We start from the raw sequence: 22231 nt of genomic DNA on the forward strand, positions 1-22231 counted from the left end.
GGAGCGGTCTCTCGGTCGGGAAAAGTGGCCCAAATGATAAGGACTCACATTTACCAGCTCAATCGAACACTTTCCCAAGGAGTTACCAGATGTTGCACAACATTTGTCAGGCCTTGGCCAAGGCCGGCAAGTCGCCGGTCAGACCCAATGCTTCACGCACGAACAACGCCTTGGCCTCAGGCATCTGCTCAACGATTTTCAGTCCGGTGTTGCGCAACCAGCGCAGAGGCAGCGGATCGGCCTGGAACAACCGCTCGAAGCCTTCCATCGCCGCCATCAGCGCCAGATTGTGCGGCATGCGCCGGCGTTCGTAGCGGCTCAGGACTTTCACGTCCGCCAGGCGTTCGCCGCGTTCGTGCGCTTGCAGCAGCACTTCAGCCAGCACCGCGGCGTCAAGGAAGCCGAGATTCACGCCCTGCCCCGCCAACGGGTGAATGGTGTGCGCGGCATCGCCGATCAGCGCCAGGCCTTCGGCCACGTAGCGTTTGGCGTGGCGTTGACGTAACGGCACACACAGGCGCGGGTCGGCGCTGATGACCTCGCCGAGGCAACCTTCGAACGCGCGCTCCAGCTCGCGGCAGAAATCCGCCTCATCCAGCGCCATCAGCCGTTCGGCTTCGCTCGGCGTGGTCGACCAGACGATCGAGCACCAGTCCTGCTGACCGTCACGCTCCAGCGGCAGAAACGCCAGCGGCCCGTGATCGGTGAAACGCTGCCACGCGGTCATACGGTGCGGCTTGCTGCTGCGCACGCTGGTGACGATGGCGTGGTGCAAGTAGTCCCATTCGCGGGTGGCGACACCGGTCAGACGGCGCACGGCAGAATTGGCGCCGTCCGCCGCGATCACCAGCGGCGCGCGCAAAGTGCGGCCGTCGGCCAGGGTCAGCAGCCAGTCGTCACCGGAACGGCGCATCTGCTCCAGCCGCGCGTTGGCCAGCAGACCCAGGTCGCAATCGTGCAGACGGTCGAGCAAGGCATCCTGGACCACGCGGTTTTCGACAATGTGGCCGAGCACATCGGCGTGCACGCTGCTGGCCGAGAAGTGAATCTGGCCGGTGCCGCTGCCGTCCCAGACGTGCATGTCGGTGTAAGGGCTGCTGCGTCGGTTGACGATGCCGTCCCACACGCCGAGGCGATCGAGGATCCGCTGGCTGGCCGCCGACAGCGCGCTCACCCGCGGCTCGAACGGCGCATCGCCGTCGAAGGGTTTGACGCTCAGCGGGCTGCCGTCGAGCAACAGGACTTCCAGCCCGCTGCCCTGCAACGCCAGCGCCAGGGCACTGCCGACCATTCCGGCTCCGACAATCAGCACATCCGCGCGCATTTCCATGCTTTAAGCCTGTCTCGCTGGCGGCTTGAGCCGCACGTAAAGGGTTTTACCGACCCGCGCCACCAGGTTGCCGGCGCCGTCATGAATGTCGACCTGCAACTGCGGCAGGTATTTCTCGCCACTGGCGGTCTGCCGACGGATCTCGTCGAGCAGGGTGTCGTCGATGTTGAACCGGGCGAACACCGGGCCTTTGCCCGGCGATATGAAATCAATGTCGGCAGCCTTGTCCCAGACAATGTACTTCGAGCCGAGATTCTCCATGAGCATCAACATGAAGAACGGGTCGACCATCGAATACAGACTGCCGCCGAACTGGGTGCCAACGTAATTGCGGTTGTACCAGCCCAGGCCCATCGAGACCCGGATGTCACGAAAGTCATCGCTGATGTGCTGCACCCGGACACCGGCGCCGAAGTACGGCGGGTAAAACGTCATGATCCAGCGCATCAGCCGCGCCTTGCCAAACTGTTTGATCAGCCACTCACGCATCCGGCCGCGTCCCCAGTCCCATGGCCTGACGGGCGAACCAGCGTTTGGCCGGCGGCAGCAGATCAAGGCCGAGCAGACCGATGTTGCGCCCCAGCGATACCAGCGGCTGGGTACTGCCGAACAGGCGCGTGACCTGATCGGAGAAACCGACGGTGAGGTCCTGATCGAGGCGCTGACGCTCGCGATAGGCCTGCAACGTGGCGAAATCCCCCAGCGGTTTGTCGCTGGCCAGCAGCGCGGCGGCCAACGCATCGGCATCGCGCAGGGACAGGTTGAAACCCTGCCCGGCAATTGGGTGCAGGCTGTGGGCGGCGTTGCCGAGAACGGCCAGATGCGAACGCACCTGCTCTTCCGCCTCCACCAGCGACAGCGGATACAGATGCCGCGCGCCAACCTGTTTCAGAGTGCCGAGACGGTAGCCGAACACACCTTGCAGCTCGCTGAGGAAATCACGCTCGCTCAGGTCGGCCAGACGTTGCGCGTCCATGCCCAGACGGGTCCAGACCAGCGCGCAGCGGTTTTCCGGCAGCGGCAGCAGCGCCATCGGGCCTTCGTCGGTGAAGCGCTCGAACGCCATGCCGTTGTGCGCTTCGCTCGGGGTGATGTTGGCGATCAGCGCGCTCTGGTTGTACGGGCGCTTGCGCACGTTGATGCCCAGTTGCTCGCGCAGACCGGAACGGCCGCCATCGGCGAGCACCGCCAGATCGCATTCGACCGTGGTTTCATCGTTGAGGGTCAGCCGATAGCCGTCGGGCAGCGGCTCCATGCGGGAAACTTCCGCCGGGCAGCGCCAACTGATCACGTCTTTGTCGAGGTGCTGCCACAGGCACTGGCCGAGCCAGGCGTTTTCAACGACATAGCCGAGCGCCGGAACGCCCTCTTCCATCGCCGACAGGCGAGCAGTGGAGAACCGACCACGGTCGGACACGTGAATCTGTTTGATCGGCTCGGCGCGGCGGGAGATTTCCTGCCACACGCCCAGCCGCTGATAAATCTGCCGCGAACCGAAAGACAGCGCCGAGGAGCGCGCGTCGTAGCTTGGCTGCCAGGTGTCACCGGGGGCGAACGGTTCGATCAGCACGATCTTCCAGCCACGGGCCTTGGCCCCGGCCTGCAAGGCCAACGCCAGACTGGCGCCGACCAGACCGCCACCGATGATTGCCAGATTGACCCGACTCATGCCGCGCAGGTCCGTGCTTGCGCCATCAGGGCTTCGATCTCGGCGACGGTTTTCGGCACGCCGCCGGTCAGGATTTCACAACCGCTCTTGGTCACTACCACGTCATCCTCGATGCGCACGCCAATGCCGCGCCATTTCTTCGCTACGTTCTGATTGTCCGGGGCGATGTAGATGCCCGGCTCCACCGTCAGCGCCATGCCGACTTCCAGCACCCGCCATTCGCCGCCGACCTTGTATTCGCCAACGTCATGCACATCCATCCCGAGCCAGTGACCGGCGCGGTGCATGTAAAACGCCTTGTAGGCCTCGGAGGCGATCAACTCGTCGACTTCGCCCTGCAACAGCCCCAGCTTCACCAGCCCGGTGGTGATGACCCGAACCGTGGCTTCGTGCGCCTGGTTCCAGTGTTTGTTCGGAGCGATTTCGGCGAATGCCGCTTCCTGCGAAGCCAGCACCAGTTCGTAGATCGCTTTCTGCTCGGCGGAAAACTTACCGTTGACCGGCCAGGTGCGGGTGATGTCGCTGGCGTAGCAGTCGATCTCGCAACCGGCGTCGATCAGCACCAGATCGCCGTCCTTGAGCAGCGCGTCATTCTGCTGGTAATGCAGGATGCAGCTGTTGCGCCCGGCAGCGACGATCGAACCGTAGGCCGGCATCTTCGCCCCGCCCTTGCGGAACTCGTAATCCAGTTCGGCTTCGAGGCTGTACTCGTACAGCCCGGCCCGGCTGGCCTGCATCGCCCGGATGTGAGCCTGGGCGGAAATCCGCGCGGCCTCGCGCATCACCTTCACTTCTGCCGCCGATTTATACAGGCGCATGTCGTGCAGCAGGTGATCCAGGGCAACGAATTCGTTCGGCGGCTGGGCGCCGAGGTGCGCCTTGGAGCGGATCACGTTGATCCAGTCCATCAGGTGGCGGTCGAATTCCGGGTTGCTGCCCATGGCCGAATACACCCGGTCGCGGCCTTCGATCAGGCCCGGCAGGATGTCGTCGATGTCGGTGATGGGGAAAGCGTCATCGGCGCCGAAATCGCGGATCGCGCCTTCCTGGCCGGCGCGCAGGCCGTCCCAGAGTTCGCGTTCGGCGTTGCGTTCACGGCAGAACAGCACGTACTCGCCGTGTTCGCGACCGGGCATCAGGACGATGACCGCCTGTGGCTCGGGGAAACCGCTGAGGTACTGGAAGTCGCTGTCCTGACGATAGACGTGCTCGACGTCGCGGTTGCGAATGGCGACCGCGGCGGCAGGCAGGATCGCGATGCTGTTGGGTTCCATCTGCGCCATCAGCGCCTTGCGGCGCCGGGCGTATTCCGCTTTCGGGATATGGATCATGGGCAGATGGCTTTCCCTGGCACGCGATCAGTGCAGCGACGGCTTGGCCGCTGGCGGCACGTCGGCCTTTTTGGTTTCGGAGAACAGCAGCAGCGGAGCGACACGCAGGTACTCCATGACTTCCATATAGTCGCTTTCGCCGTCTTCGGATTCTTCCAGTGCGTCTTGCACCTGGGAGATCGCTGCAAGATCCTGCAACACTTCCGTGGCCTCGGTGCTCAGCATGCTGCTGTCGCGGCAGTTCAGGCCGAACCCGGTGAGGAAGCCCTGGCACCATTCGCCCAGCGCGGCGGCACGCTCGGCCAGAGGCGTGTCATCGTTCGGCAACAGCAGAACCACGGTGACGTCATCGCCGGTGAGTTCGCTCTTGACCATTTCCTGCAGACCGATCAGCGCGTTGCGGACGTTGTCCTGCGGCTCGCTTTCGAGCAGTTCGGCGGCATCGATCAGCCACTCTTCGGCATTGAAGCCGGCGCCAGCGCAACTGCGGCCCAGCAACAGGCCGTGCAGTTCGGCAGGCGAAACGGAGTGACCGCTGGAGTTCAGCAGGGTGGCAAAGCCTTGGTACGGGGAATTCTGAATGGGCATGGGCAGCTAGGCGCCAGACGGCGCTATGTCTAGAATGAAGGCCTTGTATCCTACATCGACAGACTCGCCAAGACCATTAAAGGCTGTCCGCCAGCCAAACCCATCAGACCGAATCAGTGGACACAATGGAAGACACCGACCTGCAAGCGCTGATGGCCAGACTCGAACTGCTGATTACCCGAGTCGAGCAACTAAAGAGTCAAAATGCACTCTTACTTGCTCAGGAAAAGACCTGGCGCGAGGAACGCGCGCACCTCATTGAAAAAAACGAAATCGCCCGGCGTAAGGTCGAATCGATGATTTCGCGCCTCAAGGCCCTGGAGCAAGACTCATGAGTTCAAGCAATAGCGTTACCGTGCAGATCCTCGACAAAGAGTATTCGATCATCTGCCCCCAGGAAGAGCGCAGCAATCTGATCAGCGCCGCCCGCTACCTGGACGGCAAGATGCGCGAGATCCGCAGCAGCGGCAAAGTCATCGGCGCCGACCGCATCGCCGTGATGGCCGCGCTGAACATCACCCACGACCTCTTGCACAAAGAAGAGCGTCCGGACATCCAGGCCAGCGGTTCGACCCGTGAACAGGTGCGTGACTTGCTCGATCGTGTCGATCTGGTGCTGGCGACCGATCCGGACGTCACCAAGGGCTGATTCGCCAGGCCGCTTGAGTTATACTCGCCGCACTCCCTGGGGTGCTTGCCAGTTGACGATGTCCCTGAGCCGATTTGCACTACCCTGGGGGTTGCACGTTGGGCTGGTGTGCATGTCCGCCAGACGGAAAGCCTTAAAGCCTACTGCATCCTCCACCTTGAACTCTCGGGTTCAAGGGCTAAGTCGACAGCGGCTCATCCGGGGAGCCTGATTCGAATCCGATGCCGGTGCATGCCGGCATCGGATTTTTTATGCGTACGTTTTCGTCCCACCCTGCCGAAGCCGAACCATGACCGAACCCGCGTTGCTGCCCCGCCCCCAACTGCGCCGCCTGTTGCGCAAGGCCCGCCGCTCGCTGACGCGAAGCGAACAACGCCAGGCCGCCGAAGGCCTGTATAAACAACTGGCACAAAACCCGCACTTTCGCCGGGCGAAACACATTTCCCTGTACCTGCCCACCGACGGTGAAATCGACCCGCGCCTGGTGCTCAGCGCTGCCCAGCGTCGCGGCAAGAAAACCTACCTGCCGGTGCTCAGTGCCTGGCCACGGACCAAAATGGTCTTTCAGCAGATCCGCCCCGGCGAAAAGCTCAAACCCAACCGTTTCCGCATTCTTGAGCCGCGCGCCAATCTGGCCCGTCAGCGCAAGGTCTGGGCACTGGACCTGGTGTTGTTGCCACTGGTGGGATTCGACGATGTCGGCGGGCGCCTGGGCATGGGCGGCGGATTCTACGATCGCAGCCTGGCCTATCTGGCCCGACGCCAGAACTGGCGCAAGCCGACGCTATTGGGACTGGCCCATGAATGTCAGAAAGTCGAACGGCTGGCGCAGGCGAGCTGGGATGTACCGTTGCAGGGAACGGTGACGGACAAGGCGTGGTATTTCGCAGGATAGACGCCGCGCGGATCAACGGCGTCGAAAAGGCAGTTTCAGCGCTTGAAGGCTGTCGACTGTTGTACTTGTTGCGCCACTTCAATCGGTGCATCGGCCTTGTTGGCCCACAGACTTTGCGCATAACCGGTGGTCACGACGCCCAGACCGAACAAAATTACCAAAGTCCACAGCAAATCCGGTTTGCGTTTCATCGATTGCCCCCCTCAAGGCACATCATCACGATGACAGCAGCGGTTTCCATTCGTAGGCCGTGCAGCAGCGTCAAGCTTTAAAGGCCGGCATTTTGCGACAACGTGAACCGTCGCGCAAATGCTGACGTCAACCGACCGTCGGTTTGTCATAAAATTGCCGGACAACCTGCCCAATGACCGCTTGAGGAGCACACACCATGGCCTACTGGCTGATGAAATCCGAGCCCGACGAGCTCTCGATCAAGGGCCTGGAAAAGCTCGGCAAAGCGCGCTGGGACGGGGTTCGCAACTATCAAGCGCGCAATTTCCTGCGGGCCATGGCGGTCGGGGATGAATTCTTTTTCTACCATTCCAGCTGCCCGGAGCCGGGGATTGCCGGAATCGGCAAAATAATCGAAGCCGCGTACCCGGATCCCACCGCACTGGAACCGGAAAGCCATTACTTCGATCCGAAAGCCACGCCGGAGAAAAACGCCTGGAGCGCGATCGATGTCGCCCACGTAGAGACATTCAACCGGGTCTTGAAGCTGGATTATCTGAAGCAGCAGACCGCGCTGGCCGAGATGCCGCTGGTGCAAAAGGGTTCGCGGCTGTCGGTGATGCCGGTGACTGCCGAGCAGTGGGCGGCGGTGATGGCGCTCAAACCCTGAATCATCCTTCGCCTGACAAGATGCCTTCGCTGGCAAGCCAGCTCCCACAGGGATTTTTAGTGAACACATAATTTGTGACCACCAGAAATACCTATGGGAGCTGCGGTGCGACGATTCGACTTGCTCGCGAAGGGGCCGGGCCGGACAGCAAAGTTGTTACTGAATGATCAGGTTGTTGAACAACAGGTCTTCAACCACCGGCTTGCCGGTCTCGTCGTTCATCACTTGCTGGGTCTGTTTCAAGGCTTCCTGACGCAGTTTTTCCTTGCCCTCGATGCTGCCCATCGCATCGGTGGTCTGCTGAGTGAACAGCGCCACCAGCTGATTGCGGATCAGCGGTTCATTGGCCTTGACCAGTTTGGTCGCCTCTTCGCCGGTCACCCGCAGTGCCACGTCGGCCTTGTAGACCTTGAGTTTCGGGGTGCCATCCAGCCCGTAGTTGCCCACGAACGGCGGGCTCAGGGTGATGTAGTTGACCTTCGGCGCCTCGCCCTCTTTGGCTTCTTCGGCCAGCGCTGCCACAGGCAGAGACAGGGCCAGCAACAACATGATCCACGCTTTCACAATTCGCTCCTTATCCGGTTTGCGGCCTAGCATAACGACCCGCCGCGCAAGCACAAGCTTATGGCGGACTATCAGGGCCGGGCATGCTCGTTGACCCGTTGACTGCCACACCTACACTTATCGGCCATCACTCCCAAAGGAATAGCCCTGATGAAAGCCGTGCTGTGCAAAGCCTTCGGCCCTGCCGAATCGCTGGTGCTGGAAGACGTCGCCAGTCCTGTCGCCAAGAAGAACGAAATCCTGCTGGACGTGCACGCCGCCGGGGTCAACTTCCCGGACACGCTGATCATCGAGGGCAAGTACCAGTTCAAGCCGCCCTTCCCGTTCTCGCCGGGTGGCGAAGCCTCCGGCGTGGTCAGCGCGGTGGGGGAAAAGGTCAGTCACCTGAAAGTCGGTGACCGGGTCATGGCACTGACCGGCTGGGGCAGCTTCGCCGAGCAGGTCGCAGTGCCGGGCTACAACGTGCTGCCGATCCCGCCATCGATGGATTTCAACACCGCCGCCGCCTTCAGCATGACCTACGGCACGTCGATGCACGCCCTCAAGCAGCGCGGCAATCTGCAACCAGGCGAAACCCTGCTGGTACTCGGCGCCTCCGGCGGCGTTGGCCTGGCCGCCGTGGAAATCGGCAAAGCCATGGGCGCGCGGGTGATCGCCGCCGCCAGCAGCGCGGAAAAACTCGCGGTGGCCAAGGCTGCCGGGGCAGACGAACTGATCAACTACAGCGAAACCAGCCTCAAGGACGAGATCAAGCGCCTGACCGACGGCCAGGGCGCCGACGTGATCTACGACCCGGTCGGCGGCGACCTTTTCGATCAGGCTGTCCGCGCCATCGCCTGGAACGGCCGCCTGCTGGTGGTCGGTTTCGCCAGCGGCCGCATTCCCGAACTGCCGGTCAACCTCGCCCTGCTCAAAGGCGCTGCGGTACTCGGCGTGTTCTGGGGCTCCTTCGCCCAGCGCCAGCCGCAGGACAACGCGGCGAATTTCCAGCAATTGTTCGGCTGGTTTGCCGAGGGCAAGCTGAAGCCGCTGGTGTCGCAGGTCTATCCGCTGTGCAATGCCGCGCAGGCGATCAATGATCTCGGGCAGCGCAAGGCTGTAGGCAAGGTTGTGGTGCAAGTGCGCTGACCTGCTCGGGCGACCCGGAATTGATGCCCACTTCCGGATCGCCCCTCAGAACATTCCAGGCTGCAAATGTGCCGGCAGCCTCAAACAGAAAGCACCTTCTGCATTGCTCGCAGGACATTTCTCAAACCTGCGTCCTGCAAAATCCTGAAACCCGGCAGGAAGCTGCGGAGGTAACCATTCCCACAACGCCCTGCACTTATATCTGAGCGACATGTTCATAAAGGAACGTGCGACATCCAACATTTCCACTGTTTTGCCGATGGGAAGCGGTGCTATTTTCGGTAACGAAACTGTAACATTCGCATCCGCAGTCAAAACAAGAAATCTGGAGCTCTTGAATGTTTGCTTTCTTTCGTCCTGCCGCACATCAGGCTCCATTGCCTGAAGAAAAAATCGACAGCACCTACCGACGCCTGCGTTGGCAGATCTTCGCCGGCATCTTCTTTGGCTATGCGGGTTACTACCTGCTGCGCAAGAACTTCTCGCTGGCCATGCCGTACCTGATCGACGAAGGCTACAGCCGTGGCGATCTGGGTCTGGCGATGTCGGCAATCGCCATCGCGTACGGTCTGTCCAAGTTCCTCATGGGCCTGGTGTCCGACCGCTCCAACCCGCGTTACTTCCTGCCGTTCGGCCTGCTGGTATCGGCCGGGGTCATGTTCATTTTCGGTTTCGCGCCTTGGGCAACCTCCAGCGTGACCATGATGTTCATCCTGCTGTTCATCAACGGTTGGGCCCAGGGCATGGGCTGGCCGCCGAGCGGACGCACGATGGTGCACTGGTGGTCGCAGAAGGAACGTGGCGGCGTGGTGTCGGTGTGGAACGTGGCGCATAACGTCGGTGGCGGTCTGATCGGCCCGCTGTTCCTGATCGGCATGGGCCTGTTCAACGACTGGCACGCAGCGTTCTACGTCCCGGCCGCCGTGGCGCTGGCAGTAGCGGTGTTCGCTTTCGTGACCATGCGTGACACCCCGCAATCGGTCGGCCTGCCGCCGATCGAGAAGTACAAGAACGACTACCCGGAAGGCTACGACGCCAGCCACGAAGACGAATTCAGCGCCAAGGAAATCTTCGTCAAATACGTGCTGCGCAACAAAATGCTCTGGTACATCGCCATGGCCAACGTCTTCGTCTACCTGCTGCGCTACGGCGTGCTGGACTGGGCGCCGACCTACCTGAAAGAAGCCAAGGGTTTCACCGTGGATAAAACCTCGTGGGCCTATTTCTTCTACGAGTGGGCGGGGATTCCGGGCACGCTGCTGTGCGGCTGGATGTCGGACAAGATCTTCCGTGGCAACCGTGGCCTGACCGGTATGGTGTTCATGGCATTGGTGACCGTCGCGACCCTGGTGTACTGGCTGAACCCGGCCGGTAACCCGACCGTCGACATGATCGCGCTGTTCTCCATCGGCTTCCTGATCTATGGCCCGGTGATGCTGATCGGTCTGCAGGCGCTGGAACTGGCGCCGAAGAAAGCCGCCGGCACCGCTGCGGGCTTCACCGGTCTGTTCGGGTATCTGGGTGGTTCGGTCGCGGCCAGTGCAGCGATGGGCTACACCGTGGACCACTTCGGCTGGGATGGCGGTTTCGTGCTGCTGGTGGGCGCTTGCCTGCTGTCGATGGCCTTCCTGGCCCCGACCCTGTGGCACAAGCAAGTCGCCAGTCAGAGCCGCGAAGCAGTCGCCTGATCGGCCTTTGACTTACAGCGCTTGAGCCGCGCCTCCAGATTCCGGTCTGGCATGGCGTGGCTGCGCAGGGCGTGAGCGGTCTGCTCGACATAATCGCGAGTCGTGCCGTACCGCCCGCAAGCGCTTTCGAACACCTGGCTCAGCACATGATCCGGCAAGTTGCCGGCATAGCTGGGCAGGTGTCGCTCCAATACGAATCCCAACGCCTGAACCTGGCTGCCATCTTCGAGTCGGCAGTTGAGCCAGTGTGGCCGATAGGACGGGAACGGCATTTCGCGTTTCCACAACGCATACAGCGCGCTGTCCAGATTGTCTTCCGGCAACCGGTAGGCGAAGCCGCTGCACGGGCCGCCACGATCCAGACCAAAGACCAGACCCGGCATTTCCGGCGTGCCGCGATGCTCGTGGGACCACAAGTACAAGCCACGGTGATAGCCATGCACGCGCCCACGCACCCGCTCCACGGCTGTGCATTCCGGCCGCCAGATCAGCGAACCGTAGGCGAACAGCCAAACCGGCCCGCCCTTGTGGCGTGCCATGGTCGATTGCATGGATGCGAGAAGTTGTTCGTGCGTCAGCTGCGGCCCAAGATCGAGCCGCGGAGGGTAAGCCAGGTTCAGAAAAGCGTTTTCAATGGCGCTCATGGCGAATAGCGTTCAGCTCCCCGCGGGTGAAGAATTACTTAATAGAACGCACCGCTGTAACAATAAGGCACATATGTTTTAAGGCAATTTGAGTGCCATGGCACAGTTCTTAATTGATTGCCTGTTCGATATATAACCTACCGGCATTTATGCAATTACATAAATACCGATCGGCTATATGAAGAGTTATAACGGACTCAGGCGCGGGGTGCGTAAGCAAACACATCCGCACGCATCTGATGGGCATCCATCCCCGCTTCCACCAGCGCATCCAGCGTGCCGTAGACCATGGCCGGCGAACCGCTGGCATAGACGTGCAACGGTTTCAGATCAGGGAAATCCTCTGACACCGCTTCGTGCAACATCCCGCAGCGCCCCTCCCAGCCGCACTGGTCACTGACGACTTTGTGCAGGAACAGATTGGGCAATTTCAGCCATTCGTCCCAATGTTCGATTTCGTAGAAATCTTCCGGACGACGCACGCCCCAATACAAGTGCACCGGATGTTTGAAGCCCGAAGCCCGGCAATGTTCGATCAGGCTGTGGATCTGACCCATGCCGGTGCCGGCGGCGATCAGCACCAGCGGCCCGTCCGGCAGTTCCGCCAGATGGGTGTCGCCGAACGGCAGTTCGACCCGCACCATCGGGTTGCGCCTGAGCTGATCGATCAGGCTCAGCGCACTGGATTCGCGCGCCAGCACATGGATTTCCAGATCGCGACCGCCGTGGGGCGCCGAGGCCATGGAGAACGCCGACTTCTCGCCGTTCTCGCGCTCGATCATCAAATACTGGCCAGCGTGGTAGCGCGGCGGTTTGCCGGCCGGCGCCCGCAGACGCACACGAAAGGTATCGCCACCGACGTCCCGGCATTCGATGACCTGACACGACACGCTGCGCACCGGCAGTTCTCCCAGCGCGAGCACGCCATCCCACAGCACGATGCAGTCTTCCAGCGGCTCCGCTATGCAAGTGTAGAACTCGCCGTGGTCGTGCACCTTGCCGGCCTGTTCGACCCGGCCTTCCACCAGCAGCGCCGCGCACACGTGACAATTGCCGTTGCGACAGCTTTGCGGGCAGTCGTAGCCCAGGCGCCGCGCACCATCGAGAATCCGCTCTCCGGGCTGTATCTCGAGCACCGCTCCGGAGGGCTGCAGGGTTACACGCATCAATCTATTCCTAACTGATTCCAGATGGCATCGATCCGTTGAGTGACGGCATCATCCTTGACGATGACGCGGCCCCACTCGCGAGTGGTTTCGCCCGGCCACTTGTGGGTGGCGTCCAGGCCCATCTTCGAGCCGAGTCCCGACACCGGCGAGGCAAAGTCGAGGTAGTCGATCGGCGTGTTGTCGATCATCACCGTGTCGCGCTTGGGGTCCATGCGCGTGGTGATGGCCCAGATCACGTCGTTCCAGTCCCGCGCGTTGATGTCGTCGTCGGTGACGATAACGAACTTGGTGTACATGAACTGTCGCAAAAACGACCAGACACCCAGCATCACGCGCTTGGCGTGGCCCGGATACGACTTCTTCATCGTCACCACGGCCATGCGGTACGAGCAGCCTTCCGGCGGCAGGTAGAAGTCGGTGATCTCCGGAAACTGCTTCTGCAGGATCGGCACGAACACTTCGTTCAGCGCCACGCCGAGAATCGCCGGCTCATCCGGCGGACGGCCGGTATAGGTGCTGTGGTAAATCGGCTTGATACGGTGAGTGATGCGCTCGACGGTGAACACCGGGAAGCTGTCGACTTCGTTGTAGTAACCGGTGTGGTCGCCGTACGGGCCTTCGTCGGCCATCTCGCCCGGATGGATCACGCCTTCAAGGATGATTTCGGCAGTGGCCGGCACTTGCAGGTCGTTGCCACGGCACTTCACCAGCTCCGTGCGACTGTCGCGCAGCAGACCGGCGAAGGCGTATTCGGAGAGGCTGTCCGGCACCGGCGTCACCGCGCCAAGGATGGTCGCAGGATCCGCGCCAAGGGCCACGGACACCGGGAACGGCTGGCCTGGATGTTTCTCGCACCACTCACGGAAATCCAGCGCACCGCCACGGTGGCTGAGCCAGCGCATGATGACCTTGTTGCGGCCGATCACTTGCTGACGGTAGATGCCAAGGTTCTGGCGATCCTTGTTCGGACCTTTGGTGACCGTCAGGCCCCAAGTGATCAGCGGCGCCACGTCGCCCGGCCAGCAGGTCTGTACCGGCAGCATCGCCAGATCGACGTCATCGCCTTCGATGACCACTTCCTGGCACGGCGCGTCTTTGACGACTTTCGGTGCCATCGCGATGATCTTGCGGAAGATCGGCAGCTTCGACCACGCGTCCTTCAAGCCCTTCGGCGGCTCCGGTTCCTTGAGGAACGCCAGCAGCTTGCCGATTTCGCGCAGCTCGCTGACCGACTCGGCGCCCATGCCCATTGCCACCCGCTCGGGCGTGCCGAACAGGTTGCCGAGCACCGGGATGTCGTAGCCGGTCGGGTTCTCGAACAGCAGCGCCGGGCCCTTGGCCCGCAGCGTGCGGTCGCACACCTCGGTCATTTCCAGCACCGGCGAAACGGGAATCTGGATGCGTTTCAACTCTCCGCGCTGCTCAAGCTGCTGCACGAAATCCCGAAGATCCTTGAATTTCATTGACGATGGCACCCTCAAAATAGGCGTACATCCTACCTGCTATGCCGGTCGCTGGCAGCCCGTCACTGCTTACTTGGCTGCATTCGCCTGACCTTTTCCCAGATTTGCCCTGGCCTGCAGGTCGACAAACAGCGGTTCAAGGATCGGCGCAACGAAACGCGCGCCGACCTCCGACAGGTGATTGTCATCGGTGTACAGTGAGTACCCACCGAGCTCGGCACGGCACAGACCGCTTTCATCGCACAGCTTCGGCGCCGGATCGACCACGCGTACCGCCGGGTCTTTCGCCAGCTCGGCGAACAGCTGACTGATGAAGGCCTGGCGCTTTTGGTGTTCGGCGACATTCAGCCCGACGTCATCCACCGGACGATCCAGCATCGCCAGTCGCGTCAGACGGTACGGCGGACTGAAAGCCTGCAACGGCGCCTCTTTCACCAGCCAGACCCGATGCCCGCCCGCACGCAATTGCGCCACTCGCGCGCGCAGACCGTCAGCCAGACGCTGCTCGGCGACGGCACGGTCGTAGTGCCCGTCAGGCGTTCTCAAGACATGGCCCAGATCACCTCTGGCATCGCCATAGAGATACAGACTCCAGCGCGCAACCAGCACCACATCACTGACGGTTTGCGGTTTGATTGCCTGCACCACACGTTGGTTGAACCGTGCGCAGCGGGCGTCATGCTCCAGACCTTCCACCGGTATGCACCCCGGCGAACTGGCGAGGATCACACTGACGCCATGGGCTTGCGCACCATCATCGAAGACCGGAATCAACGCCGTGGCATGACTGTCGCCCCAGACCAGCGCTCGCGAAGCCTGGTTCTGCAGACCGTAATGACAGAACAACTTGTCATCCGGGGTCTTGTCGTCCGCCAGACATGCCATCAACTCCGGCCGCCACTCGCGCCCCTTGGCGTATTGCAATGCCTGATCGGACAGGCGCCACGGCAGGCCGTCGGTCCAGCGCAGGGTTTGCCCGGCCAGTCCGATTATCAGCACGCCGAACGCACCGGCGATCAGAATCTGCCGACGTCCGGCCAGCAAGCGCCGCTCGCGGAACGGCGTCTCGACGAATTTCCACGACAGATAACCCAGCACCAGGGTCAGCAGAATAAACCCGGCGCTGTCGAAGGCGCTCGGCTCGTCGACGCTGGCGTAGCTGGAAAACACGAACACCGGCCAGTGCCACAAGTACCAGGAATAGGAAATCAGACCCAGACCTACCATGACCCGACTGCTCAAGAATTGACCTACCCAGGTCTGGCGATGACCGTTGGCCAGGATCAACAGCACCACGCCAAGCACCGGCAGCAATGCGGCCGCACCGGGGAACGGCGTACGTTTGTCGAAACCGAACACCGCCAACAGAATCAGGCCCATGCCGAGCAGGCTCAACAGTTGCGCGGCCATCGGCTTGAGGCGCCAGGCATGCTTCGGTGCGATCGCCAGCATCGCCCCCGCCAGCAGCTCCCATGCGCGCATCGGCAGCAGGAAGAAGGCTTTTTCCGGATGGTGGTGGACCGCCCAGACGCTCAACCCGAATGAAACAAGCAGCACGCCGAACAGCGCCAGCCGCCAGTGCTTCAAGCGGCTCGACATCAGGGTCAGCAATAGCGGAAAGACAATGTAGAACTGCTCCTCTACCGCCAGTGACCAAGTGTGCAGCAGCGGTTTGAGATCCGAGGCGACATCGAAGTAGCCGTCCTGGCGCATGAACAGGATGTTCGAGACGAACAGCACCTGATAGCGCACCGAGCGCCCGAGTTCTTCGTAGTCCTTGGGCGCCATCAGGAACCAGCCCACCGCCAGCACCGCGATGATCATCGCAAACAGCGCCGGCAGGATCCGCCGCGCACGCCGCGACCAGAACTCGACGAAACTGAACCGGCCGGCCTGGCGCTGGTTCCAGATGATCGAGGTGATGAGGTAACCGGAGATCACGAAAAACACGTCCACACCGACAAAACCGCCGGTAAACCCAGGGACTCCAAAATGGAACAGCACCACGGCTATCACCGCGACTGCCCGCAAGCCGTCGATATCCCTTCGATAAGCGAGTGTGCTCATAAATCTTTAATGCCAATCAGATGGTTATTTTTTGTACAGCATCGAACGCTGCTTCTTGTTTTGCCCAGTCACTGACCTTACCAGATCGCAAACCTCCTATCGGCCGGACAAAAAACAGGCAAAAAAATGGCGCCCTCGAAAGGACGCCATTTTCTGAATCAACCGACGATGTTACTTGCGCTTCATCGACAGGAAGAATTCGTCGTTGGTCTTGGTCGTTTTCAGCTTGTCGACCAGGAACTCGATGGCCGCGACTTCGTCCATCGGGTGCAGCAGTTTGCGCAGGATCCACATACGCTGCAGTTCGTCGTCGGCAGTCAGCAGCTCTTCACGACGGGTACCGGACTTGTTGATGTTGATGGCCGGGAACACACGCTTCTCGGCGATACGACGGTCCAGTGGCAGTTCCATGTTGCCGGTGCCCTTGAACTCTTCGTAGATCACTTCATCCATCTTCGAGCCGGTTTCAACCAGCGCGGTGGCGATGATGGTCAGCGAGCCGCCTTCTTCGATGTTTCGCGCGGCGCCGAAGAAACGCTTCGGTTTCTCCAGGGCGTGGGCATCGACACCACCGGTCAGCACCTTGCCGGAGCTCGGGATCACGGTGTTGTAGGCACGGGCCAGACGGGTGATGGAGTCGAGCAGGATCACCACGTCCTTCTTGTGTTCGACCAGGCGCTTGGCCTTCTCGATCACCATTTCAGCCACTTGCACGTGACGGGTCGGCGGCTCGTCGAAGGTCGAGGCAACCACTTCGCCGCGCACGGTGCGCTGCATTTCGGTCACTTCTTCCGGACGCTCGTCGATCAACAGCACGATCAGGTGAACTTCAGGGTTGTTACGGGCGATGTTCGCTGCGATGTTCTGCAGCATGATCGTTTTACCGGCTTTCGGCGGTGCAACGATCAGACCACGCTGGCCTTTGCCGATCGGGGCGCACAGGTCGATCACACGACCGGTCAGGTCTTCGGTGGAACCGTTGCCGGCTTCCATCTTCATGCGCACGGTCGGGAACAGCGGGGTCAGGTTCTCGAAGAGAATCTTGTTTTTCGCGTTCTCAGGACGATCGAAGTTGATCGTGTCGACCTTGAGCAGGGCGAAATAACGCTCGCCTTCCTTCGGAGGGCGGATCTTGCCAACGATGGTGTCACCGGTGCGCAAGTTGAAACGGCGGATCTGGCTCGGCGAGACGTAGATGTCGTCAGGGCCGGCGAGGTAGGAAGCGTCAGCGGAGCGCAGGAAGCCGAAGCCGTCCTGGAGAATCTCCAGCACGCCATCACCGGAGATTTCCTCACCGCTTTTAGCGTGCTTTTTCAGCAGGGAGAAAATCACGTCCTGCTTGCGCGAACGGGCCATATTTTCTATGCCCATCTGTTCGGCCAATTCGAGCAGTTCGGTAATCGGCTTTTGCTTGAGTTCAGTCAGATTCATATAGGAATGACGTAATCATTTATGGAGGGGGGAAATTAAGCTTTTGGCTTAATGAGGCCGCGCCGCGGAGAAGGCGACAGGATCGCGTACTTATTCGAAAGGAAGTGCGTCGGCGACGGCTAGCAGGGGGCAGTGGAGAAACCAGTGCGGGGCCGAATGTACCACCTGAGTTTCGGAGCGTCTAGCCCTGAATACGCAAAAAGCCCCGCAATTTGCGGGGCTTTTTGAGGACAACTTTACCGCGACGCTTAGATGTTGGCGTCGAGGAAAGCAGCCAGTTGCGACTTCGACAGAGCGCCGACCTTGGTCGCTTCCACGTTGCCGTTCTTGAACAGCATCAGGGTCGGAATACCACGTACGCCGTGCTTGGCAGGGGTTTCCTGGTTTTCGTCGATGTTCAGTTTGGCAACGGTCAGCTTGCCTTTGTAAGTCTCTGCAATCTCGTCCAGAACCGGAGCGATCATTTTGCAAGGGCCGCACCATTCAGCCCAGTAGTCGACCAGGACAGCGCCTTCGGCCTTGAGTACGTCGGCTTCGAAGCTAGCGTCGCTAACGTGTTTGATCAGATCGCTGCTCATGGAATTCTCCAGGTTGTAAGCAAAAAAACGTGGCCCATCATAGCCGCCCTTCCCTTGTTCAGGAAGCCGCAGATGATTGAGTCTTGCTATGGCACTCGATGAGTTTGGGTATAGCTCAAGTCACGCGCCGGCGGGGGCGATGAAGGCGATTCCGGTACGCAGCGCCGCATTGCGCACGTGCTCCTGCATGGCCTTCTGCGCGGCAGCGGAGGCCCGGCGGGCCAGGGCGCGGAGGATCTTGCGGTGTTCCTGCCAGGTTTCCATGGCCCGTTCGGCGCGGATGAACGGTAGTTTCTGGCTCTCCAGAAAGATGTCGGCGCTGGCGGTGAGGATGCTCAGCATCGCCTGATTGCCGCTGGCCAGCAGGATTCGCCGGTGGAATTCGAAATCCAGTTTCGCCGCGGCCTCGAAGTCGCCGGCGCGCAGTTGCTCGCGCATGGCGGCGACGTTGTCTTCCAATTCGTCCAGATCAAACGTGCTCAACGTCACCGCCGCCAGACCGGCCGCAAACCCTTCCAGCGCATAGCGCAACTGAAAGATTTCCAGCGGCGAAGCCTGGGCGGCGAACGGCCAGGCCGGTGCGCCCTCGCCACGAGGCAACTCGACCGGCGCCTGCACGAACACGCCTTTGCCCGGCTGAATGCTGACCACACCCAGCGCACTCAAGGACGACAACGCCTCACGCAACGAGGCGCGGCTGACGCCCAGCTGAACCGCCAGATCCCGTTGCGAGGGCAGCGCATCGCCGGGGCCGAAGCCCTGCTCGGTAATCAGTTTGCGGATCGCTTGCAGCGCCACTTCGGGTACGGCGCGGGAGATCGAGTTCATGGTTTTCCAGACGGACCAAGCCAAGGTGCGGCCAGTTGTAAAGCTATTCGAGGCATCAGGCAAGTCGTGCCCCAGCGGGGTTCGACGGTGCGCGTCGATGCGCTATCGCAGTGCGAAATCCGACCTGACTGTTCAGACCAGTAAGACCGAACAAACCCGCCAAACCCGTGGCTTCGCGACGCCGAACCCCTGTCTTGGCACGGCCCGTGCTCTGTCCGAACGCAGAATTCACTTCCCGCCGATCCGGAGATTGTCCATGACGAAGCGTTACAGCGCCCTCCTCGCCGCCCTGTTTGCCGGTCTGATGCTGAGCCAGACCCCCGCCCATGCCGACGGTCTGGATGACGTGGTCAAACGCGGCACCTTGAAAGTTGCCGTGCCCCAGGACTTCCCGCCGTTCGGTTCGGTCGGCCCGGACATGAAGCCGCGCGGCCTCGATATCGACACCGCGAAACTGCTGGCCGAGCAGCTCAAGGTCAAACTCGAACTGACCCCGGTCAACAGCACCAACCGCATCCCGTTCCTGACCACCGGCAAGGTCGACCTGGTGATTTCCAGCCTCGGCAAGAACCCCGAGCGCGAGAAGGTCATCGATTTCTCCCGCGCCTATGCGCCGTTCTACCTCGCCGTGTTCGGCCCGCCGGACGCAGCGGTCAGCACCCTCGACGATCTCAAGGGCAAAACCATCAGCGTCACCCGTGGTGCCATCGAAGACATCGAGCTGACCAAGGTCGCCCCGGAAGGCGTGACCATCAAACGCTTCGAAGACAACAACTCGACCATCGCCGCCTACCTCGCAGGTCAGGTCGACCTGATCGCCAGCGGCAACGTGGTAATGGTCGCGATCAGTGAAAAGAACCCCAAACGCGTCCCCGCGCTGAAAGTGAAGCTCAAGGATTCGCCGGTCTACGTCGGCGTGAACAAGAACGAGCCGGCGCTGCTGGGCAAGGTCAACGAGATCCTGACCACCGCCAAGGCTGACGGCGCGCTGGAAAAGAACGCGCAGACCTGGCTCAAAGAGCCGCTGCCGGCCGACCTCTGACCGGCGACGCGGGAGACTTTCATGGCCTATCAGTTCGATTTTTTGCCGGTGGTGGAAAACACCGACCTGCTCTTGCGCGGGGCGCTGTTCACCCTTGAGCTGACGGCCATCGGCGCACTCTTCGGGGTTGGCGTGGGCATCGTCGGGGCGCTGGTGCGGGCGTGGAACATCCGCCCGTTCTCGGCGATCTTCGGCGTATATGTGGAGTTGATCCGCAACACGCCGTTTCTGGTGCAGCTGTTCTTCATCTTCTTCGGCCTGCCGTCCCTCGGCGTGCAGATTTCCGAGTGGCAGGCGGCGGTGCTGGCGATGGTGATCAACCTCGGTGCGTACTCGACCGAAATCATCCGCGCCGGTATCCAGGCGATTCCGCGCGGGCAGCTGGAAGCCGCAGCGGCATTGGCGATGAGCCGTTTCGAAGCGTTCCGCCACGTGGTGCTGTTGCCGGCGCTGGGCAAGGTCTGGCCGGCGCTGAGCAGCCAGATCATCATCGTCATGCTCGGTTCGGCGGTGTGTTCGCAGATTGCCACCGAAGAATTGAGCTTCGCCGCCAACTTCATTCAGTCGCGCAACTTCCGCGCCTTTGAAACCTACGCCCTGACCACCCTCATCTATCTGTGCATGGCGCTGCTGATCCGTCAGCTGTTGAACTGGCTCGGTCGGCGTTATCTGTCTAAAAGCAGCGCAAGGAGCAGCCAATGAGCGACTTCACGTTCTGGGACATCCTGCGCAATCTGCTGACCGGCCTGCAGTGGACACTGGCGCTGTCGCTGGTGGCATTCATCGGCGGCGGGATCGTCGGGTTGCTGATCCTGATCATGCGCATCTCGAAAAACCCGCTGCCCAGCAGCATCGCCCGCACCTGGATCGAACTGTTCCAAGGCACACCGCTGTTGATGCAGCTGTTTCTGGTGTTCTTCGGCGTGGCCCTGGCCGGGGTGGAAATTTCGCCGTGGATGGCGGCGGCGATTGCCCTGACGCTGTTCACCAGTGCTTATCTGGCGGAGATCTGGCGCGGCTGCGTCGAGGCGATTCCCCACGGTCAGTGGGAAGCTTCGTCGAGCCTGGCGCTGAATCCGCTGGAGCAATTGCGCTACGTGATCCTGCCGCAGGCGCTGCGAATTGCCGTGGCGCCGACCGTGGGTTTCTCGGTGCAAGTGGTCAAGGGCACCGCCGTGACCTCGATCATCGGCTTCACCGAGCTGACCAAGACCGGCGGCATGCTCGCCAACGCCACCTTCGAACCGTTCATGGTCTACGGCCTCGTCGCCCTGGGCTACTTCCTGCTCTGCTACCCCCTGTCCCTCAGTGCGCGCTACCTGGAAAGGAGACTGCATGCCTCTGCTTAGAATTTCTGCCCTGCATAAATATTACGGCGATCACCACGTGCTCAAAGGCATCGACCTGAGCGTCGAGGAAGGCCAGGTGGTGGCAATCATCGGCCGCAGCGGCTCGGGCAAGTCCACCCTGCTGCGCACCCTCAACGGTCTGGAATCGATCAACGACGGCGTGATCGAAGTCGACGGCGAATACCTCGACGCCGCCCGCGCCGACCTGCGCAGCCTGCGGCAGAAAGTCGGGATGGTGTTCCAGCAGTTCAATCTGTTTCCGCACCTGACCGTCGGCGAGAACGTGATGCTCGCGCCGCAGGTGGTGCAGAAAGTGCCCAAGGCCAAGGCACAAGAACTGGCGCGGCAGATGCTGGAGCGCGTCGGCCTGGGCGAGAAGTTCGACGCGTTCCCGGAACGCCTCTCGGGCGGCCAGCAACAACGCGTGGCGATTGCCCGGGCGCTGGCGATGTCGCCGAAGGTGCTGCTGTGCGACGAGATCACCTCGGCGCTGGACCCCGAGCTGGTCAACGAAGTGCTCAGCGTGGTCCGCCAGCTCGCGAAGGAAGGCATGACGCTGATCATGGTCACCCACGAAATGCGCTTCGCCCGGGAGGTCGGGGACAAACTGGTGTTCATGCATCAGGGCAAGGTGCACGAGATGGGGGATCCGAAAGTGCTGTTTGCCGATCCGCAGACGCCGGAGCTGGCGAACTTTATTGGCACCGTGGAAGCGACTGCCTGAAACAGCCTGCTACCCGATCGTTCCCACGTCGAGGCGTCGAACCGTCCGCGTGGGAATGCAGCCCGGGACGCTCCGCGTCCCAAAAGCGGACGCAGAGCGTCCGTTGAGGCATTCCCACGCAGAGCGTGGGAACGATCAGCATCGTTGAGTGCGCAACGGTCCCTGGCTTTTATGCGCAGGATCAAGGGTTTGAACCATGCGCGTTGGCGGCAGCGTTTGATCGTGGCACGATGTCGGGGTTATCGACCGAGAC

General features: G+C 61.4%; 24 protein-coding genes and 1 other RNA gene. 11 read left to right on the forward strand and 14 right to left on the reverse strand.

The annotated features are described in order from the left end of the window. Nucleotides 1–106: 106 nt before the first annotated feature. Genes BMZ46_RS15580 through BMZ46_RS15600 form a run of 5 tightly spaced genes read right to left on the reverse strand, consistent with a single transcriptional unit; the run spans nt 107 to nt 4918 of the window. Nucleotides 107–1324 (reverse strand): 2-octaprenyl-3-methyl-6-methoxy-1,4-benzoquinol hydroxylase, encoded by a 1218-nt coding sequence (locus BMZ46_RS15580; RefSeq protein WP_166742337.1) that lies wholly within the window; start codon nt 1322–1324, stop codon nt 107–109. Between the two features lie 9 nt (nt 1325–1333). Beyond that, nucleotides 1334–1819 (reverse strand): DUF4442 domain-containing protein, encoded by a 486-nt coding sequence (locus BMZ46_RS15585; RefSeq protein WP_074690061.1) that lies wholly within the window; start codon nt 1817–1819, stop codon nt 1334–1336. Then, nucleotides 1812–2999, reverse strand: a complete 1188-nt coding sequence (gene ubiH / locus BMZ46_RS15590) for a 2-octaprenyl-6-methoxyphenyl hydroxylase (RefSeq protein WP_011336470.1) — start codon at nt 2997–2999, stop codon at nt 1812–1814. Before ubiH ends, BMZ46_RS15585 begins: the two co-directional genes overlap by 8 nt. Further along, nucleotides 2996–4330, reverse strand: coding sequence for a Xaa-Pro aminopeptidase (pepP, locus tag BMZ46_RS15595; protein ID WP_039765352.1), 1335 nt, complete (start codon nt 4328–4330; stop codon nt 2996–2998). Before pepP ends, ubiH begins: the two co-directional genes overlap by 4 nt. Before the next feature lie 27 nt (nt 4331–4357). Further along, nucleotides 4358–4918, reverse strand: coding sequence for a YecA/YgfB family protein (locus BMZ46_RS15600; RefSeq protein WP_039765349.1), 561 nt, complete (start codon nt 4916–4918; stop codon nt 4358–4360). Between the two features lie 125 nt (nt 4919–5043). On the opposite strand from BMZ46_RS15600, the gene BMZ46_RS15605 reads away from it, so the two are divergent. From BMZ46_RS15605 to BMZ46_RS15620, 4 genes are all read left to right on the forward strand, one after another. Further along, nucleotides 5044–5253 (forward strand): TIGR02449 family protein, encoded by a 210-nt coding sequence (locus BMZ46_RS15605; RefSeq protein WP_007940359.1) that lies wholly within the window; start codon nt 5044–5046, stop codon nt 5251–5253. Next, the gene (locus BMZ46_RS15610) at nt 5250–5567 is read left to right on the forward strand and encodes a cell division protein ZapA (protein WP_039765346.1); all 318 of its coding nucleotides are present in this window, start codon (nt 5250–5252) and stop codon (nt 5565–5567) included. The genes BMZ46_RS15605 and BMZ46_RS15610 overlap by 4 nt, the downstream gene beginning before the upstream one ends. A gap of 30 nt (nt 5568–5597) precedes the next feature. After that, nucleotides 5598–5776, forward strand: a non-coding RNA gene (gene ssrS / locus BMZ46_RS15615) — 6S RNA. 80 nt (nt 5777–5856) lie between these two features. After that, complete coding sequence (locus tag BMZ46_RS15620; protein ID WP_074690059.1) at nt 5857–6462, forward strand: 5-formyltetrahydrofolate cyclo-ligase; 606 nt, start codon at nt 5857–5859, stop codon at nt 6460–6462. 35 nt (nt 6463–6497) lie between these two features. Here BMZ46_RS15620 and BMZ46_RS29345 read toward each other — a convergent pair whose 3' ends face one another. Beyond that, nucleotides 6498–6653, reverse strand: coding sequence for a hypothetical protein (locus BMZ46_RS29345; RefSeq protein ID WP_007911192.1), 156 nt, complete (start codon nt 6651–6653; stop codon nt 6498–6500). Nucleotides 6654–6850: 197 nt separating this feature from the next. Here BMZ46_RS29345 and BMZ46_RS15630 point away from each other — a divergent pair, with 197 nt between their 5' ends. Beyond that, the gene (locus BMZ46_RS15630) at nt 6851–7303 is read left to right on the forward strand and encodes an EVE domain-containing protein (RefSeq protein ID WP_039765343.1); all 453 of its coding nucleotides are present in this window, start codon (nt 6851–6853) and stop codon (nt 7301–7303) included. A 156-nt stretch (nt 7304–7459) separates the two neighbouring features. Here the strand turns inward: BMZ46_RS15630 and BMZ46_RS15635 are convergent, their stop codons facing one another. Continuing rightward, nucleotides 7460–7867 carry a flagellar basal body-associated protein FliL gene (locus BMZ46_RS15635; RefSeq protein WP_007951814.1) on the reverse strand — a complete coding sequence of 136 codons (408 nt, stop codon included), beginning with the start codon at nt 7865–7867 and terminating at the stop codon, nt 7460–7462. A 150-nt stretch (nt 7868–8017) separates the two neighbouring features. Here BMZ46_RS15635 and BMZ46_RS15640 point away from each other — a divergent pair, with 150 nt between their 5' ends. After that, nucleotides 8018–8995 (forward strand): NADPH:quinone oxidoreductase family protein, encoded by a 978-nt coding sequence (locus BMZ46_RS15640; protein ID WP_074690057.1) that lies wholly within the window; start codon nt 8018–8020, stop codon nt 8993–8995. A 338-nt stretch (nt 8996–9333) separates the two neighbouring features. Next, nucleotides 9334–10683, forward strand: a complete 1350-nt coding sequence (gene glpT, locus BMZ46_RS15645) for a glycerol-3-phosphate transporter (protein ID WP_007951819.1) — start codon at nt 9334–9336, stop codon at nt 10681–10683. Here the strand turns inward: glpT and BMZ46_RS15650 are convergent. The 7 genes from BMZ46_RS15650 to BMZ46_RS15680 all read right to left on the reverse strand — a co-directional run bounded on the left by BMZ46_RS15650 (nt 10659) and on the right by BMZ46_RS15680 (nt 18863). Then, nucleotides 10659–11327: a gamma-glutamylcyclotransferase gene (locus tag BMZ46_RS15650; RefSeq protein WP_074690055.1), complete on the reverse strand. Its 669-nt coding sequence runs from the start codon at nt 11325–11327 to the stop codon at nt 10659–10661. The two genes, glpT and BMZ46_RS15650, sit on opposite strands and share 25 nt — an antisense overlap. Before the next feature lie 197 nt (nt 11328–11524). Beyond that, nucleotides 11525–12493, reverse strand: a complete 969-nt coding sequence (locus tag BMZ46_RS15655; protein ID WP_074690053.1) for a CDP-6-deoxy-delta-3,4-glucoseen reductase — start codon at nt 12491–12493, stop codon at nt 11525–11527. Beyond that, nucleotides 12493–13959, reverse strand: coding sequence for a 4-hydroxy-3-polyprenylbenzoate decarboxylase (ubiD, locus tag BMZ46_RS15660; protein WP_074690051.1), 1467 nt, complete (start codon nt 13957–13959; stop codon nt 12493–12495). The genes BMZ46_RS15655 and ubiD overlap by 1 nt, the downstream gene beginning before the upstream one ends. A 69-nt stretch (nt 13960–14028) precedes the next feature. Continuing rightward, nucleotides 14029–16026, reverse strand: coding sequence for an acyltransferase family protein (locus tag BMZ46_RS15665; protein ID WP_039765332.1), 1998 nt, complete (start codon nt 16024–16026; stop codon nt 14029–14031). A gap of 171 nt (nt 16027–16197) precedes the next feature. Further along, entirely contained in the window at nt 16198–17457 is a 1260-nt protein-coding gene (rho, locus tag BMZ46_RS15670; RefSeq protein WP_011336486.1) for a transcription termination factor Rho, read from the reverse strand. Nucleotides 17458–17705: 248 nt separating this feature from the next. Further along, the gene (gene trxA, locus BMZ46_RS15675; RefSeq protein WP_003206727.1) at nt 17706–18035 is read right to left on the reverse strand and encodes a thioredoxin TrxA; all 330 of its coding nucleotides are present in this window, start codon (nt 18033–18035) and stop codon (nt 17706–17708) included. A gap of 120 nt (nt 18036–18155) precedes the next feature. Next, on the reverse strand, nt 18156–18863 hold the full coding sequence (locus BMZ46_RS15680) for a FadR/GntR family transcriptional regulator (protein WP_039765330.1): 708 nt from the start codon (nt 18861–18863) through the stop codon (nt 18156–18158). Nucleotides 18864–19119: 256 nt separating this feature from the next. On the opposite strand from BMZ46_RS15680, the gene BMZ46_RS15685 reads away from it, so the two are divergent. Genes BMZ46_RS15685 through BMZ46_RS15700 form a run of 4 tightly spaced genes read left to right on the forward strand, consistent with a single transcriptional unit; the run spans nt 19120 to nt 21978 of the window. Beyond that, nucleotides 19120–19905 (forward strand): transporter substrate-binding domain-containing protein, encoded by a 786-nt coding sequence (locus BMZ46_RS15685; RefSeq protein WP_074690049.1) that lies wholly within the window; start codon nt 19120–19122, stop codon nt 19903–19905. A 21-nt stretch (nt 19906–19926) separates the two neighbouring features. Beyond that, nucleotides 19927–20607 carry an amino acid ABC transporter permease gene (locus BMZ46_RS15690; protein WP_039765327.1) on the forward strand — a complete coding sequence of 227 codons (681 nt, stop codon included), beginning with the start codon at nt 19927–19929 and terminating at the stop codon, nt 20605–20607. Continuing rightward, nucleotides 20604–21254 carry an amino acid ABC transporter permease gene (locus BMZ46_RS15695; protein WP_011336490.1) on the forward strand — a complete coding sequence of 217 codons (651 nt, stop codon included), beginning with the start codon at nt 20604–20606 and terminating at the stop codon, nt 21252–21254. Before BMZ46_RS15690 ends, BMZ46_RS15695 begins: the two co-directional genes overlap by 4 nt. Next, entirely contained in the window at nt 21241–21978 is a 738-nt protein-coding gene (locus tag BMZ46_RS15700; protein ID WP_039765325.1) for an amino acid ABC transporter ATP-binding protein, read from the forward strand. Before BMZ46_RS15695 ends, BMZ46_RS15700 begins: the two co-directional genes overlap by 14 nt. The last annotated feature ends 253 nt before the right edge of the window (nt 21979–22231 follow it).

It is taken from the genome of Pseudomonas sp. NFIX49, from assembly GCF_900115915.1.
GTDB lineage: Bacteria > Pseudomonadota > Gammaproteobacteria > Pseudomonadales > Pseudomonadaceae > Aquipseudomonas > Aquipseudomonas pharyngis.